13 protein-coding genes (1 of these 13 running past the window's edge) are annotated in these 15,536 nt (G+C 44.8%); 5 read left to right on the top strand and 8 right to left on the bottom strand.

The features are described 5' to 3' along the window. From FCL46_RS22365 to def, 5 genes are all read right to left on the bottom strand, one after another. A protein-coding gene (locus tag FCL46_RS22365; RefSeq protein ID WP_136808817.1) for an NAD-binding protein crosses the window boundary here: on the bottom strand, nt 1-1,257 show its 5' portion. The gene continues 96 nt to the left of window position 1, outside the view; the window shows 1,257 of its 1,353 coding nt (coding positions 1-1,257); it begins with the start codon at nt 1,255-1,257; the stop codon falls past the left edge of the window. A gap of 130 nt (nt 1,258-1,387) precedes the next feature. Next, the gene (locus FCL46_RS22360; protein ID WP_228723266.1) at nt 1,388-1,852 is read right to left on the bottom strand and encodes a phosphatidylglycerophosphatase A family protein; all 465 of its coding nucleotides are present in this window, start codon (nt 1,850-1,852) and stop codon (nt 1,388-1,390) included. Nucleotides 1,853-1,869: 17 nt separating this feature from the next. Then, nucleotides 1,870-3,063: a nickel pincer cofactor biosynthesis protein LarC gene (gene larC, locus FCL46_RS22355; RefSeq protein ID WP_228723265.1), complete on the bottom strand. Its 1,194-nt coding sequence runs from the start codon at nt 3,061-3,063 to the stop codon at nt 1,870-1,872. A gap of 18 nt (nt 3,064-3,081) precedes the next feature. Beyond that, a complete protein-coding gene (fmt, locus tag FCL46_RS22350) occupies nt 3,082-4,029 on the bottom strand; it encodes a methionyl-tRNA formyltransferase (RefSeq protein WP_136808819.1) in 948 nt (315 codons plus the stop codon). Between the two features lie 343 nt (nt 4,030-4,372). After that, entirely contained in the window at nt 4,373-4,885 is a 513-nt protein-coding gene (gene def / locus FCL46_RS22345) for a peptide deformylase (protein WP_136808820.1), read from the bottom strand. A 947-nt stretch (nt 4,886-5,832) separates the two neighbouring features. Between def and FCL46_RS22340 the strand changes: the two genes are divergently transcribed. The 3 genes from FCL46_RS22340 to FCL46_RS22330 all read left to right on the top strand — a co-directional run bounded on the left by FCL46_RS22340 (nt 5,833) and on the right by FCL46_RS22330 (nt 10,445). Beyond that, nucleotides 5,833-6,816, top strand: a complete 984-nt coding sequence (locus tag FCL46_RS22340; protein WP_136808821.1) for a TAXI family TRAP transporter solute-binding subunit — start codon at nt 5,833-5,835, stop codon at nt 6,814-6,816. A 428-nt stretch (nt 6,817-7,244) separates the two neighbouring features. Continuing rightward, nucleotides 7,245-9,845: a TRAP transporter permease gene (locus tag FCL46_RS22335; protein WP_136808822.1), complete on the top strand. Its 2,601-nt coding sequence runs from the start codon at nt 7,245-7,247 to the stop codon at nt 9,843-9,845. Nucleotides 9,846-9,947: 102 nt separating this feature from the next. Continuing rightward, on the top strand, nt 9,948-10,445 hold the full coding sequence (locus FCL46_RS22330; protein WP_136808823.1) for a universal stress protein: 498 nt from the start codon (nt 9,948-9,950) through the stop codon (nt 10,443-10,445). Nucleotides 10,446-10,545: 100 nt separating this feature from the next. Here FCL46_RS22330 and FCL46_RS22325 read toward each other — a convergent pair whose 3' ends face one another. Together FCL46_RS22325 and FCL46_RS22320 are read right to left on the bottom strand one after the other, a co-directional pair. Further along, nucleotides 10,546-11,787 carry a multiheme c-type cytochrome gene (locus FCL46_RS22325; RefSeq protein ID WP_420811291.1) on the bottom strand — a complete coding sequence of 414 codons (1,242 nt, stop codon included), beginning with the start codon at nt 11,785-11,787 and terminating at the stop codon, nt 10,546-10,548. Nucleotides 11,788-12,144: 357 nt separating this feature from the next. Further along, on the bottom strand, nt 12,145-13,245 hold the full coding sequence (locus FCL46_RS22320) for a response regulator (protein ID WP_217909495.1): 1,101 nt from the start codon (nt 13,243-13,245) through the stop codon (nt 12,145-12,147). A 323-nt stretch (nt 13,246-13,568) separates the two neighbouring features. On the opposite strand from FCL46_RS22320, the gene plsY reads away from it, so the two are divergent. Further along, on the top strand, nt 13,569-14,162 hold the full coding sequence (plsY, locus tag FCL46_RS22315; RefSeq protein WP_136808825.1) for a glycerol-3-phosphate 1-O-acyltransferase PlsY: 594 nt from the start codon (nt 13,569-13,571) through the stop codon (nt 14,160-14,162). Between the two features lie 26 nt (nt 14,163-14,188). On the opposite strand, the gene FCL46_RS22310 is transcribed toward plsY, so the two are convergent. After that, entirely contained in the window at nt 14,189-14,338 is a 150-nt protein-coding gene (locus FCL46_RS22310; protein ID WP_167505961.1) for a hypothetical protein, read from the bottom strand. Nucleotides 14,339-14,545: 207 nt separating this feature from the next. Here FCL46_RS22310 and FCL46_RS22305 point away from each other — a divergent pair, with 207 nt between their 5' ends. Next, complete coding sequence (locus tag FCL46_RS22305) at nt 14,546-15,511, top strand: NADPH:quinone reductase (RefSeq protein ID WP_136808826.1); 966 nt, start codon at nt 14,546-14,548, stop codon at nt 15,509-15,511. Nucleotides 15,512-15,536 lie beyond the last annotated feature (25 nt).

Genomic DNA, 15,536 nt, shown 5'->3' with positions numbered 1-15,536 from the left:
ATCTTTCGTGGTCACGTCTTCGTTGGCTGTAAAAAGGAAAAGCTTCATTGTCCTGAGTTCTTTGTTTTGGCGCAGACGTTCACAGATCTTCAGGCCGGAAATGTCGGGTAACTCATAGTCCACAATCGCAGCATCAGGTCTTTCGGCTACGGCCAATGAATAGCCCAGTTCCCCAGTAGATGCTGTTATCAAATGAAACCCTGCTTTTTGGAATAGTCTCGTATAGAGGTGGCGTATAACAGCATTGTCATCAATGAGAATAATCTTTTTTCGTGTTTGAGAATGATCTCTTACAGAAGGTTCTGTTACAATTGAGGTTGCATAGAGGAGCTGATCTCCTAAGTGTATTTTTTCCTCGGCATGAGGGAGAAGGATGTCTCCCTCATCACGACGGATGCCTATGATAGTGCCACCGATAAAACCACTTGCTGTCTCAACGACATGGCCAGCGAGATCCGACTGTTCAGTAACCTCCATCCATTGAGTCAGTGTGTCTTTTTCGAAATCATCAATTAACTGGCTTGATTCATCTGCGGTAGCCTCCAGAATTTTCTGGGCAACTTTTCTTCCGGCATATGCATAGGGCGATACTATTGAGTCGGCTCCAGCGCGAAGCATTCGTGACTCTGAGCTTGTTATTTCTGTTCTTGCTATGATATGTAGTGTCGGATTGAGTTCCCGTGCTGTCAGGACAGTAAATAAATTATCTGGGTCAGAGTCAAGTAGAGCAACCAGCGCCGAAGCCTGCTTAATACCAGCGGCTAAAAGGACGTCTTCCCTGGTTGCATCTCCTTCCATATATATATAGTTATACTCTTCAAGCAACTTTAACTGGTCTTCGGCAGATTCAATTACAACAAATTGAGATCCCGTCGAAGCAAAATATTCAGCTGCTGCTTCACCGACGCGTCCAAATCCGCATATTATTGCATGATCTTTAAGTTTACCGATTCTCTTCTGCATAGTTTTCTTACCGAGGTTTCTGCTTGCTGCCCGTTCTATTATGGCTTCTGTAAAGGCATGGGCGAGAAAGCCTATGCTGCCAAAACCAAAAAGTATAAGGAAGATGGTGAAAATACGCCCTTCCTGGGAGAGAGAATGAACTTCGCCAAATCCTACAGTGGTGATGGTGATCACCGTCATGTAGAAGGCATCTAGAACAGAGTAGTGCTCAATAAGTGTATACCCTGCAGTTCCAATGGCCAGAAACATAAGTGTGACCAGTAGGCCGAAGAGTATCTTTTTACGGTGAGCCATTCCGGTATCCCTGAAGAAGAAAACTCAAAGCGTGTATATTCTTATATCAAAACGATACCTTAAAAGGAAGGCTGCGGCGGTATGCAAGGAGAGGTGAGTGGACTCTGTAATTCAGAAATACGGAAAATAATTACCAGGGGAGTTTAGCCTGAACAATGTTGCCGATTATGAACCATAGTAAATGCAGAGATATAAGCGCATATATACCTGCGACAACATCATCCATCATAATGCCGATTCCTCCGTGGATTCGCTGATCGAACCATGACACGGGAAATGGTTTGGAGATATCAAAAATTCTAAAGAAAATGAAACCTAAAGCCCAGGCGACAGGGTGGTTCGGGGCAAGCGTGAGGGTGACGAACATGCCAAGAATTTCATCAATAACGATGGGTCCGGCATCTGCGCGATCAAGAATCTTTTCTGCAGATCCGGCGGCAAAAAAACCGATGATAAAAACGATAGCGAGGGTGAGCAGATAAAAAGGAAGGGTAAAGCCTTTGATAAGCAACCATGGCAGAAAGGCGACCAGGGAACCCCATGTTCCGGGAGCTTTGGGAAGATTACCGACCCAGCAGCCTGTGGCTATAGCCATAATGATTGTCCTCATTGCTACTGTTCCTCACTGAATGCATATATTGCTCTGTATACTTCGTCGAGCGATATGTTGTTTATTAAAGCGGTTTCTTTGCAAGACTCATACTCGGGATAAATAACCGTACCTCTGGGGGTAACAACGCTTTTGGCTTTAACATCACCCCACTTGGTGGGTACGGTAACAGATTCACGCGGAAGAGTTCTTCGTTGTTCCTTTCTGTATCTCAGTCCAATTGCTGTTGTTTGTGAAAGGAGTAGTTCCTGCTGACCTTGCTGAGCCACTGCAGGAGCTATAACCTGCAGATGAAATCCAGGTCGTCCCTTTTTTCCCTGGCATGGTGTTAGACTTACATCAAGTGCGCCATTTTTGAGAAGCAAGTCGCAAAGAAAAGGAAAACCTTCAGGGTTCCAGTCATCAAGGCGTGTTTCTATTACGGTAACTTCCTGTGCTTCTTTCACGTCATGTTCTGTGCCGATACAAAGCCGTAAAAGGTTGGGCTGCTTGTTTGGCAGTTCATGGCTGCCAGCTCCATATCCTGTAGCCATAACAGTCATGGCGGGGAAGGTGCCGAATTCATCTGCAAGAGTGATGGCGAGAGCTGCGCCTGTCGGAGTGACCAGTTCCTGGTCTATATCTACACCATAACTGGGGATATTTTGAATAAGTTCGCAGACTGCAGGAGCTGGAAGAGGGAGCCGGCCATGATCACACTGAACAAACCCTCTGCCAAGAGGAAGCGGGGAACAGATTACACGTGAGATATTTAAGAGATGCAGGCCGATAACAACACCCACTACATCAAAGATTGTATCAAGTGCACCGATCTCATGAAAATGGACCTTTTCAACAGAAATGCCGTGGACCTTGGCCTCGGCTTCAGCCAGCGCTTTGAAGACGGCTGCGGACGTTTGTTTAACTTCCGGGTTAAGATCTGAACTATCCAGGATTGCAATGAGGTTCGGAAGGGTGCGTAGCGCCTGCCTGCGTTTTTGTGAAATAGTGACTTTTTTACATCCAATCGATTGGTTTGAGCTATCACATACTTCTATCGTTGCATCTTCAAGTTTGAGTTTTGCCAACTCCGTGCGAAGCATTTCTTCATCAAGGCCGGCATGAAGTAATGCGCCAAGAAACATATCTCCGCTGATACCGGAAAAACAGTCTAAATAGGCTGTGCGGCCTGGTTGATGAATGGTGATATTTCTCACTGGTATATATCGCGCTGATCAGGAAGAAAAGCTTAAGCCCGGCTTAAGCGAATGACCGCATAAAAATGATTCGATAGCCATACGTTTTTTGCCTTCAGGTTGAACTTCTTTTATTAGCAGGCAGTCACGTCCCGTCGCAAAAAGCAAGCCGCGTTTGTCGGCTTTCAACAGTGTGCCTGGTTGAGCATCGCTGTCCTGATGAAGGACTTCCGGGGCAAAGAGACGAAAACGTTTACCATCCAAAAAGCAATATGCTGAAGGCCACGGGTCAAGGCCACGTATCAAACAATGGATTTCCCTGGCAGTTTTACTCCAATCGATCACCCCGTCTTCTTTTTTTAGCATGGGAGCGATAGTGGCTCGGGAGTGATCCTGAGGGGTGGCGGAAAGTTTGTCCTGTTTGAGAAGTGCAAGCGCTTCAAGAAGTGTTTTACCACCAAGTTCAGCAAGCTTTGGGAAAAGGGTGCCGGATGTGTCATGGTCATCGGGGGTAATACTTGCTGTGAGCAGCATGTCGCCGGTGTCCATTCCTTCGTCCATCTGCATAATAGTTACCCCGATCTCTTTATCGTCATTTATGAGTGCCCACTGAATCGGTGCAGCACCACGATGGGCAGGCAAAAGAGAGCCATGGACATTGATACAGCCATGGGGGGCAAGTTCAAGAATTGATGGTGGCAGAATTCTGCCATAGGCTGTAACCACGATCACATCAGGGGCGTAGTTGCTCAGCTCCTCAGCGAATTCTTCAGTTTTAATTTTGGTAGGTTGCAGGATTGGCAGGCCAGCCTGCTGGGCAAGCACCTTGACCGGTGGGGGGGTGAGTTTTTTACCTCGTCCTTTCGGTCTGTCCGGCTGGGTGACGACTGCAACTACAGTATCGGGACCACTCAGCAGCGCCTGCAGTGTTGCAGCCGCAAAATCCGGAGTTCCCATAAACAGAATACGAAGTGGTGGGTTTGTCATTGTTATCTTTAGCTAGTTGTCGAAATGAAAACCAGTGAGTTACAACCGGTTAATTAGTTAGTCTCAAACTGAAAACGGCACTTTTCTTCTAACTCTTCGTTGCTCTCAAAACTTTATCCTCCAAGGTAAGCGAAGACTTCGGCATCATGGTTACTGCTGTGGTGAAATTTTTCGAGCGCTTCTATTTAGATGAAAACTCGTGTCATGTCATGCCTCAGATGTCTAATTCTGTTCGCCCTTTTCACTTCCTGACTTCGTTGCTCCTTAAGCTACATGTTGCTATGCTCCAGCAGTCAAGCCTTGCAGGAAGAGAAAAAGCTTCACATTGTTACGACATCTGACACTAGCTACTATGTGCAAGCCACTTCTTAACTTTCTTTTTGTATAGATTTCTTTTGAGCGAACTCAGGTGATCTATAAAGAGGATACCGTTAAGGTGATCAATCTCATGTTGCAGCACGACGGCAAAACGATCCTCTGTTACCAGTTCCATGGCGTTTCCTTCAAGGTCCTGATACGATACGGTGATCTTTTTAAATCGCTTAACTTTTGCTGTCAGTTCAGGGACGCTCAGGCATCCTTCTTCATCTAGTTGTGAACCTTCATGCACTGTAATTTGCGGATTAACCATTGCCATGAACTCTTGCTTGTCTTCACGGTCTTCGGAAATATCTACAACTATCAGCTTTAAGGATTCTCCTATCTGCGGGGCGGCAAGGCCGATTCCGGGAGCGTCGTACATGGTTTCGGCCATGTCATCTACAAGCTGCCTGAGGCTGTCATCAAAGTTTGAAATCGGTAGGGTCTCGTCGCGGAGAACCTGCTCTGGGTATTGTAAAATCTTACGTATGCTCATCGGAGTAATCTTTCCGTAGTGGTTATTATGCGTGTATTGAGTGTACGACCCGCCAGTGTAACATGGCGGGGAACTTTTCGCCATGCATGAAATGTAATCACACATTTTCACTAAATACAGTGATTAATTTATGTAAATGTCTCGATTTTGACCCAAATCCCTATTCTCGGACAGCCTTCCAGTGTCCCGAATGTCCAAAAAAGTTGCGTTGTATGTTCAATTGTTATTGCTATGTAAGTGAGGATTAAAACCCGGACATATCAGCTATTTGTATGCTGGAAAAACGGGCACGCTTTTCGATATTGAACCACCTGCTGTTTTTTGGATTGAAACTCACTACCTGAGACGTAAAAACGGAATCAGATACTGAAGTTCGTTGAAAGTAGTATGTGTATTTTGATAATAATCCGGGAAGACAATTTCATGTAGACATCAATAATGAGGGGGCAGTGTAATTAGCGATGCTGGTTATATGCCGCCAGTCACTGGTTTATTTGAGAATCACAGGCAAGGCGTTGAGCTGGCTTTGATGGTGCAGAAAGGCATATGAGTACTTCTTTAAAATGGTTAAAAGAATATGCCCACGTTGACCTTTATTGTTTATAAGTTATGGTAAAAAACTACCGCTATTTATGGTTTGTATTCAAGACCAGATGTTTTTAGATTAGAGTAAAAATACCTACTCAATTCGTTTGAAAGATGCTGGAAACCCTGTGTAAAAAGTCGGAAAATGTAGGAAAAAATCTTGACTTATCTTCCGATATATTGTGACTTACGGGGTGAGGTTTTCTTTACGGAAACGTCCAAGTAGCGGGTGTCATGGCTTGAAAATATCTGGGCCGTGGGGCCCTTGCTTTGTTTTATGTGTATAGATGTCCTTGAATCTTCACGGTCGATAGAGGAGACCGCGAGGTGTTCTTAAACAAAAAAACGAGAGGAGAAGCCCAATGAAAAGAAATGTATCTTTACTGGCAGCTGTAGCATTTGGTTGTGTTACCGCTTTCAGTGCAATGACCGGAACTGCATCAGCTTCAGACCAGCGCTTCGTAACCATCGGAACCGGTGGTGTTACCGGTGTGTATTACCCTACCGGTGGCGCTATTGCCCGTCTGGTAAATAAGAATAAGAAAGAGCACGGAATTCGCGCTACTGTTGAGAGTACCGGTGGTTCCGTATACAATCTGAATGCAATTGCTTCAGGTGAACTCGATATGGGTGTAGCCCAGTCTGATACCCAGTACAAGGCATATAAGGGTACTGACCAGTTCGCAGATATCGGACCAAATGAAGACCTCCGTTCAGTTTTCTCTATCCACTCTGAGCCTTTTAATGTTGTTGCTCGTGCAGACGCTGGTGTTAAAAACTTTCAGGATCTGAAAGGTAAACGTGTAAATATCGGTAACCCTGGTTCTGGACAGCGCTTGACCACCGAGCTGCTCATGAGCAAACTTGGCTGGACCAAAGATGATTTCAAACTGGCTTCTGAACTGAAAGCTGCTGAGCAGTCAAAAGCTCTCTGTGATAACAAAATTGATGCTATGGTCTATGTTGTAGGTGTGCCAAATAGCTCAATTAAAGAAGCAAGCACCACCTGTGATGCAGTTATGGTTAATGTACAGGGACCAGAAGTTGACGGTCTCGTCGCCGAAAACAGCTACTACAAATATGCAACAATTCCTGGTGGAACCTATAATGGTTCACCTGAAGATGTTAAGACCTTTGGTGTAGCAGCAACTTTTGTATCTTCTGCAAAAGTACCTGAAGACGTTATCTACACTGTTGTAAAAGCTGTATTTGAGAATTTTGATGATTTCAAGAAATTCCATCCTGCATTTGCAACACTGAAGAAAGAAGAGATGATCAAAGATGGTCTCTCAGCTCCACTGCATGCAGGTGCAATCAAGTATTACAAAGAAGCAGGTTTGATGTAAATCTGGACGTTTCAGTTGTTGAAGCCGATTCTCAGTTCTTTCTAGAGTTGAGAATCGGCCTTTAAGTATCTGTATTCATATTTTGTTTCATAATACATATCCACCAAACCCGGATTCTCCGGTGACGTCAGGTCGCATTAAGGGTTGCTTCAGCAGTCCTGTAGGTCGCAGGCGTTTATATCTAACATGTATAGTCTGTACCCAACGTGATTAGTTCAATGGGCTGTGTAGTATGTCATTCGTGACGTGTTCGCTATTCAAAAAATCACGTGCCCTTTTCACATGTCTCCGGTGGAGGTTAAATTCCCGCCATTGGAAAAATCAACACATTGAGCCTGGAGGAGTTGCCGGGTTTTGTTCAGTGCATGTGAGGTGGGGAGAAGGTAATTGTACTTTACGTCTAAGTTTTGCTAAGAGGAGTCGTTAGTATGACAAAACCGACTGAAAAACCGTTATCCGATGATCAGCTCAATGAGATGATTGCTGAGGCGGATACGGGGGCACGTAATCCTCAAGGGATTATATCAAAAAGAATTATGTTTTTTGTCCCGCTCGCCTGGACGATTTTCCAGCTCTGGTATGCTTCACCGCTGCCATTCATGCTGAATTTTTTTGTCATCAACGACACTGAAGCAAGGGCTATTCACCTCGCTTTCGCAATGTTCCTGGCATATACTGCTTTTCCCACGTTCAAGTCGTCACCCAAAAGATCTATTCCTGTTCAGGATTGGATAATTGCAATAGTCGCTGCATTATCTTCAGGATATATCTATATTTTTTATGCGCAATTGGCAGACCGTCCCGGAGCTCCAATTGCAATGGATCTTGTGGTCGCTGTAGTGGGTCTTATTCTCCTGCTGGAAGCAACCCGACGAGCTCTTGGACCGCCACTGATGATTGTGGCTGCTGCCTTCATTACATACACTTTTGCCGGGCAATTTATGCCTGATGTTATTGCTCATAAAGGTGCAAGCCTTGTTAAGGGTATGACGCATTACTGGTTGACGACAGAGGGTGTTTTTGGCGTTGCGCTTGGTGTGTCGACCGGAATGGTTTTTATGTTTGTGCTCTTTGGCTCTTTGCTAGAGGCTGCAGGTGCAGGTAATTATTTTATTCGTACAGCCTTTGCCGGACTTGGTCACATGCGTGGAGGTCCAGCAAAAGCCGCAGTTATCTCTTCTGCAATGACAGGCCTGGTTTCGGGTTCTTCCATTGCTAACGTTGTAACAACTGGAACCTTTACTATACCCCTGATGAAAAAAGTTGGCTTTTCTGCAGAGAAAGCCGGGGCTGTTGAAGTTGCATCCTCTACCAATGGCCAGTTGACGCCACCGGTTATGGGGGCTGCTGCATTTCTCATGGTTGAATATGTCGGTATTTCTTATATTGAGGTAATCAAACATGCATTTTTACCAGCTGTAATTTCCTATATTGCGCTTGTTTATATCGTTCATCTGGAAGCATGTAAGATGAATTTGAAGGGGATGAAGAGACGAACACGTAAAAAGACTCTTCCTCAAAGTCTTCTGACATTTGTCATGACTGCCCTTGGCCTGATTATTGTCGGAGGGGCAACCTACTATGGCCTTGGCTGGATCAAGACCGTGGCTGGAGATGCGGCTATCTGGATAGTGACCGTCCTTCTGGTGGTAGCATACCTGTATCTTATTTATTTTGCCTGCAAGGTTCCCGAACTCGAAACAACGACAGATATAAAAGAGCTTCCTGACCTCGGCTCGACCGCTCAGGCGGGATATTACTTTCTGCTCCCCATTGTTGTTCTGATGTGGTGTTTGACTGTTGAGCGGCTTTCTCCGTCGTTATCTGCTTTTTGGGCCACAGTATTACTGGCCTTTATTGTAGTGACCCAGCACCCGTTGAAAGGTTTTTTCCGAAAGGCGATGGGTGCAGAGTATGCCGTTAAACGTGGTCTGAAGGATCTTATCGGCGGTCTGGTTACCGGTGGTAGAAACATGATTGGTATCGGCGTGGCGACAGCCGCAGCTGGTCTTGTGGTTGGTACTGTAACACTTACCGGTGTTGGTCTAGTTATGACCGAATTCGTTGAGTTTATTTCAGGCGGAAACCTCATGCTGATCCTGTTATTCACCGCATTTATCAGTTTACTTCTTGGTATGGGATTGCCGACCACAGCAAACTATATCGTCGTTTCCACGCTGATGGCACCGGTAATCGTAAATCTTGGTGCGCAGAATGGACTGATCGTACCCCTAATTGCTGTTCATCTCTTCGTCTTCTATTTTGGAATTCTGGCAGATGACACTCCGCCGGTAGGCCTTGCTGCTTTTGCAGCGGCAGGTATTTCGGGTGGTGATCCTATCCGGACAGGGCTTCAGGGGTTTGGGTATGATATTCGTACAGCGATCCTGCCGTTTATCTTTATCTTTAATACTGAATTGTTGATGATTGGTATTGGCAGTCCATTGCATTTTACCATTGTCGTTTCTGCTGCAGTTTTGGCTATGCTCATTTTTGCTGCGGCAACACAAGGGTACTTTTTGACGAAAAGTAAAATGTGGGAAACTGTAGCGTTATTACTGATAGCGTTTGTTTTGTTCAGACCTGGATATTTCTGGGATAAGGTCTTCCCTCCGTTAAATGAAGAACCACCTGCAGAACTGGCCCAGATTGTTGAAAAGATGAATCCGGGAAGTCAGTTGCGATTACAGATTAAAGGTGAAAAGTTTAACGGTGATGAGTTTGTCTCTACCATTATGCTACAGGTTGGTGATGAAGCAACCGGTACTGAGCGTCTTACCGCAATAGGACTTGAGACGCGGGAAGAGGATCAAAAAATTCTGGTAGACATGGTAGGCTTTGATAGTCTGGCACAGAAAGCAGGTATCGATTTTGATCAGGAGATTCTTAGCGTTCAGGTTCCAACCGATCGTCCACCCAAGCAGTTGATGTTTTTACCGGCATTACTCATGTTTATGTTTGTCTGGTATAATCAGCGGGGCAGGGCTCGCAGGGAAAAAGAATTGGATGATGCAGTTGAGAATGCATAGAATTTCAGGTGGTTTGAACTGTGTAAATGTCCAAAATGCCTGGTTTTCCAATGGATGAACACTGGCTGATTGCTAGACGTATTCCTCTTTCAGGAGCAGGAAATGATAAAAAAAATACTGGTACCTATTGCGTTTTCAGATTTCTCCAAGGGAATTCTGGATTATGCGGCTGAACTTGCTGCACCCATCGGTGCTGAACTGCTTATTGTTAATGTAATCAATGAGCGGGATCTAGAGGCAGTCGAGCGAATCGCCTCATTCGGTTATAAGGTTGATGGCGAGCACTATGTGCATATCATTCAGGAGGAACGTCGCAAGATCCTTGACGAGATAACTGAAAACCTCACCTTGCCGGATGATAAGGTTTCCTTTTCTTTTCTGGTTGGAGACCCGGCAGCAGAATTGTTGAAGATGGTCGTGGATGAAGAGATTGACATGGTTGTGATGGGTGTGAAGACAACAGATATCCGTCACATATTTACAGGGTCAGTCGCCGAAAGAATGTTTCGTCGCTGCCCCTGCATAGTTGTATCGTATCGTGATAATGAGACTGCCGAGCGATTGAAAAAACGGATTATGAAAAACAGAAGTAGAAAATAATCTTGTTGAGTAGCATATTGTAGTTGTAAAAAGGGCCCTGGGAATTTTCCCAGGGCCCTTTTTTTTGCCTTCGTTAAGCGTATTGTGTTTTATGAGTATGCTATTTATGTGTTGCTCGCATTGTTCTGGCCAGTTCTTTTATTTCACCAAGATCTTTAGTCATCTCATTCCAGCCATACCAGTAGGCATAGTCAGGGTTTACATGAAAAAATGCCTGATAGGCCCGCATCCTGTGTTTCATGTACATTTGTACAAGTACCTGATCGATGTAGGAGAGTTTATCAAGGTCTTTATCCCATCTTTCACCATTGGTATGCATAAAGGTGAGTAGAAATGGATAATTTGCCGGATAATTTGCAGGTTTCTTAATCAGTCCGTCTTTATAGAGAGCAGCTACAGTTTCAATGGCATCCGCCATCAATCTATCAGCTTTAGACATGATTGAGTCGCCCATATCAAGCTGTTCTTTAACATATTTCGGCGAATGGCATTGTGAACAGGTTTTCAGCATTTTATCCCGCTCTTTTTGCCAGGACTCCTGGTCAAGCTTTGCCATTCTTACGGCTTTTACTGCATCAAGAATAGGTGTAGGGTTACCGGTTTCAGGATCAAGAACACCAAGTGCTTTAAGGATAGTCACCCTGTCGGCGGCAGCTTGTTCGTTATCAGGTAGTGGTAATCTTACTCCAAGAAAGCCCCATGCCGTTTCGTTTTTGTGGCTGCCGTCCGGCAAATGACAATTCTGACACGTAGGAGCCGCTGCAGTTTCAGGAAGATCTCCATTCTGCTTTGCGAACCAGCGCATACCATGTTTGGAGCTTGACCACATTTCCCATTGAGGGTGATCGTATCCCATATGGCATTGCTGGCAGGCACGCGGATTCAATGCTTCTTTTTTGCTAAATGCATGACGTGTATGGCATTCGTCACAGGAGTTATTCTGATACCTATACCCTTTATCGGCCAGGACTTTTTTCTCCTCTTCTGATTTTATACCCATGTTATGACAACCGCCGCAACCTCGTCCGCCTTCGATCAGTTCATCTGGAGCCATATGTGTGGCGGGAATTGCGTTGAGCGATTTCCAGCCGAAGTTATGTTTGCCATGGGAGAATTGATCAAACTGATCCTGATGACATTCAGCGCATTTCTGTTCGGCAGGAAGAACTGCTTTCATAGCATCTTCTGCTGTAGAATGTGCCTCTCCATGACACTCAGCACAACCGACATCGTTTTCAGCATGTTTACTTACCTGCCAGTCCATCACCTGTCCAGGTGATAGCTTTGTGTGACAGTCGATACAGGCATCAGCAGCATATGTCATAAGTGGTGTACCAAGCATTATGAAGAGTGCACTGATTAAGGGGATTATCCGCTTTCTCATTCCTTACCTCTTTCGGTTGAGTTTATAAAAAACAGCACATGAACTAACGATTTCAATACAATAAACCTGATGTCAATTACTGTAGATGACAAGGCTGATGCTGTGAATTTCAACTCCAATCCTGATGGAAAAGTTGAGTTGCGAAAAGCTGGACCATGAATGTTACGGTTACCGATACTGACATATCAGTCGATGAGGTGCAGATACGACTGAGGGAAAGTGATTATAAAGACTATAGCACAAGCAGGTGCTTCACTTGAAGGATAGGTTTGGGCGATTGTGGGAGAAAGGTATGATAAATGAAAAATGTAAGAGTTAATCCATCCAGTCTTTTTTAATTGTGATTATTTCAGGGTAAATCTCCATGAATGCATCAATGATGTCAGGGTCAAAATGGTTGCCTGAACCTTCTATAAGAATTTGCTGACATTTCTCTTCTGAAAATGGTTTCTTATACGGGCGCTCACTACCCAAGGCGTCATAGACATCAACTACAGCAACAATTCTTGCCACTAAGGGAATGTTGGCGCCTGAAATTCTCATGGGGTAGCCGTTGCCATCCCAACGCTCATGGTGACAGAGAGCAATAACCATGGCTAGCTCCAGAATAGACAGTTCACTTCCACTGTTTGCCATTTTGATAATATGAGCATACAGCGATTCGTCACTTTGTTTCAGAGATGAGTGATGGCGAAGGATATCGCAGCCAATCTCACAGTGACGTTTCATTGTATTCCATTCATCCTGGGTGAGCTTTCCTGGTTTTAAAAGAATGAGGTCGGATATCCCAATTTTGCCAATATCATGAAGCGGTGCAGCCTCTTCGAATGTTTTTACAGCGGCTGCGCCAAGACCCATGGTTTGGCCGATGAGGCCACACATTTTTCCTACTCGTATTACGTGTCTACCCGTTTCGTTATCTCTGAATTCTGCAGCTTTACCAAGGCTGAAGAGCAACTGGCGTTTGATTTCCTCCAGTTCGTTTGTGCGCTGATCAACCATGCGCTCAAGATTGTGCTGATAATCACGGTTTTGACGAATAAGCTCAGCCGACTCGAGGGCTTTGTCGAGAGTATTTTTAACGAGAGAAAAACTTTCTATCGGTTTAGTAATGAAGTCACGTGCTCCCAGGCGTAAAGCTTCAACGGCCTGATCAACGGCATCTATTCCAGAGACAATAACGATCGGCAAATCAGGCCAGCGCTTAACGGCTTCCCTGATAAAACCCTGCCCATCCATTACAGGCATTTGGAGGTCAACTGTGACAAGATCTGCCGGCCACTGTTCGAGTAGAAACAGTCCTTCCTGACCATTTTCCGCAGTCAGTGTCTCATAGCCCAGGCTGGTGAGGAAACTTGAGAGAAGTTCTCTGAGCTCAGGCTGGTCATCTATTATTAGGATTTTATTGCCAATCACGTCATGGGTTTCCTGTCAAATACAAGCAGAAAGGTGTTGTTGATACGTAAGAAAAGGTTAGTGATATAACTCCATACTAGTATACATGAGAAAAAATGTGAAATAGAAGTAAAAAACCTGACATGTGGAGTGAAATTAAAAATATTTATCGTTAATAACGACCAGAAGGTATTTGGGTAAATAGTAATAATCTTCGGGAAACGACCGACTGCCCTGTTGTGTAGGGTAAATATTGTTATTGGAAAGAAAGTAAAGTAGGCTTATCGCGTGTGGTTTATATAAATAGTGAATTATTAAAAATTAATACATAACTAGAAAATATTATGAGCATAGTTCTTCTTGTTGCAAGCTATTTGATCGGGGCAATTCCGTTTGGTCTCGTAATTGGTAAATTTGCAGGTAAAGATGTCCGTGAAGAGGGGAGTAAAAATATTGGCGCAACAAATGTCAGCCGGTTGTTGGGCAAAAAACTTGGTTTTGCCACCCTTGTCTGTGACTGTTTGAAAGGCTTTTTGCCAATGCTGGCTGCAGAGATGGTGCTCGGAGATGCAGTCAATAAACAGCTTATCGTTTGCCTTTGCGGTCTGCTTGCAGTGGTTGGACACATGTTTCCTGTTTATCTCGGATTTAAAGGTGGAAAGGGTGTCGCGACAGGGCTTGGGGTCTTTTTGTATCTTTCTCCGATGGCAATTCTGATCAGCCTTGGTGTTTTTGCCGGATCGGTAGCCTTAAGCGGATTTGTTTCGGTGGGCTCGCTGCTTTCTTCAGGTTTGATGGTGCTCTGGTTGTGGTTACTTGGAGAATCGTCTGTAACCATTATAACTGCGGCTGCTATTGCAGCACTGATATGGATTAAGCACCACGAGAATATTGGCAGGTTACTCAAGGGCGAGGAAAAAAGCTGGAAGAAAAAGTAGTAAATCGTTTTTGCCTGAACACAGCCTTATCCCCTGACAGACTTCTGCTTCCTGATGTGTTGCAGCTCATAAAATTGCTTACAGTAGTCTTTTATGAGCTGCATGCGTTCTCGTATTCCCAGTGTATAATAAACCGGACTGAGCATCAGTATCTGTATTGCTTGCTGGTGTGTCATGGCGGACCTCCTGTCTGCATCACTATCCGTATGGTATTTATATCGGAAGATACTCTGAGAATCTTTATCAATACTTCCAGTTCTATTCTTCCTGCATGAGGTATATTCATTTTCCGATACAGCCATCTCGACAAATTTCTCCCAGGATTTACAGTGAAAGAGTAGGTTAACCCTCAATTTTCACTCATAACAACTCATGGTGTATCTATGCGTCTAATAGAAGTTCGTAATTTTGGAGGTCCTGAAGTTCTCGAATATGTCGAGCGATCTGTTCCTGAGGCTGGCGCTTTCCAAGTGGTGATCAAAGTCGAGGCAATTGGCATTAACCCTGTTGAAACATATATCAGAGCCGGTGAGTACCCTGTTCTTCCTGATCTGCCATATATACCTGGTGGGAATTGTGCTGGGTGTATACACGAAGTCGGAGAAGGTGTAACTGGGTTTACGGTGGGGCAGCGGGTATATACAGCTTCAAAAAAAGGTGCATATAGTGAATATTGTTTGTGCGATTTTCGTGAGATATATCCCCTTCCTGAAGAAATGTCATTCAACGAGGGTGCAGCTTTAGGCACCCCTGCCGCAACGGCTTACCGCGCACTTTTCACCAGAGGTTCAGGAAGGGCGGGAGAGCGTGTGCTGGTCCATGGGGCAAGTGGTTCAGTGGGGCTGGCAGCTATTCAGCTAGGTCATGCCGCAGGCATGAGAATGTATGGAACTGCCGGATCAGAAAAAGGCCTGCAATGTATTCTGGAATCTGGAGCTGATGGTGCACTATTGCACCACGGTAAATATATCAAAAAATTGCAGTCATTTGTTCCTAAAGGGTTTGATCTCATACTCGAAATGCTTGCCAATAAAAATTTGGAAATAGATTTGTCATTACTTGCACCCGGAGGCAGGGTTGTGATTATCGGCAGTCGGGGCCGGATAGAAATTGATCCTCGGGCCACTATGGGAAGGGAGACGGATATACGCGGGCTGGCACTGGCAAACGCAACACGAGAGGAACTGATGGCAACACATGCTGCTCTTTCTGTAGCCATGAAGTCCGGTCATCTAAAACCTGTAATCGCAGATGTCTTGCCGATGTCTCAAGCAGCAGAGGCACATAGAAGAGTTCTGGAGTCTGGAAACTGCGGTAAAATTGTACTGATACCGGAAAGTGATGGTTGATAGCTCTTTAAACAAAGAGAATTTG

This window comes from Desulfosediminicola flagellatus (assembly GCF_005116655.2).
In the GTDB taxonomy this organism is placed as follows: domain Bacteria; phylum Desulfobacterota; class Desulfobulbia; order Desulfobulbales; family Desulfocapsaceae; genus Desulfopila; species Desulfopila flagellata.
The sequence above is the reverse complement of the archived record's forward strand: the minus strand, read 5'-3'. Positions and strand labels throughout refer to the sequence as shown.

Coding starts and splice junctions, on each gene's coding strand:
- plsY (WP_136808825.1), top strand. CDS start 13,569: ATGAGCATAGTTCTTCTTGTTGCAAGCTATTTGATCGGGGCAATTCCG.
- fmt (WP_136808819.1), bottom strand. CDS start 4,029: ATGACAAACCCACCACTTCGTATTCTGTTTATGGGAACTCCGGATTTT.
- FCL46_RS22305 (WP_136808826.1), top strand. CDS start 14,546: ATGCGTCTAATAGAAGTTCGTAATTTTGGAGGTCCTGAAGTTCTCGAA.
- def (WP_136808820.1), bottom strand. CDS start 4,885: ATGAGCATACGTAAGATTTTACAATACCCAGAGCAGGTTCTCCGCGAC.
- FCL46_RS22335 (WP_136808822.1), top strand. CDS start 7,245: ATGACAAAACCGACTGAAAAACCGTTATCCGATGATCAGCTCAATGAG.
- FCL46_RS22340 (WP_136808821.1), top strand. CDS start 5,833: ATGAAAAGAAATGTATCTTTACTGGCAGCTGTAGCATTTGGTTGTGTT.
- FCL46_RS22310 (WP_167505961.1), bottom strand. CDS start 14,338: ATGACACACCAGCAAGCAATACAGATACTGATGCTCAGTCCGGTTTAT.
- FCL46_RS22325 (WP_420811291.1), bottom strand. CDS start 11,787: ATGCTTGGTACACCACTTATGACATATGCTGCTGATGCCTGTATCGAC.
- FCL46_RS22330 (WP_136808823.1), top strand. CDS start 9,948: ATGATAAAAAAAATACTGGTACCTATTGCGTTTTCAGATTTCTCCAAG.
- FCL46_RS22360 (WP_228723266.1), bottom strand. CDS start 1,852: ATGGCTATAGCCACAGGCTGCTGGGTCGGTAATCTTCCCAAAGCTCCC.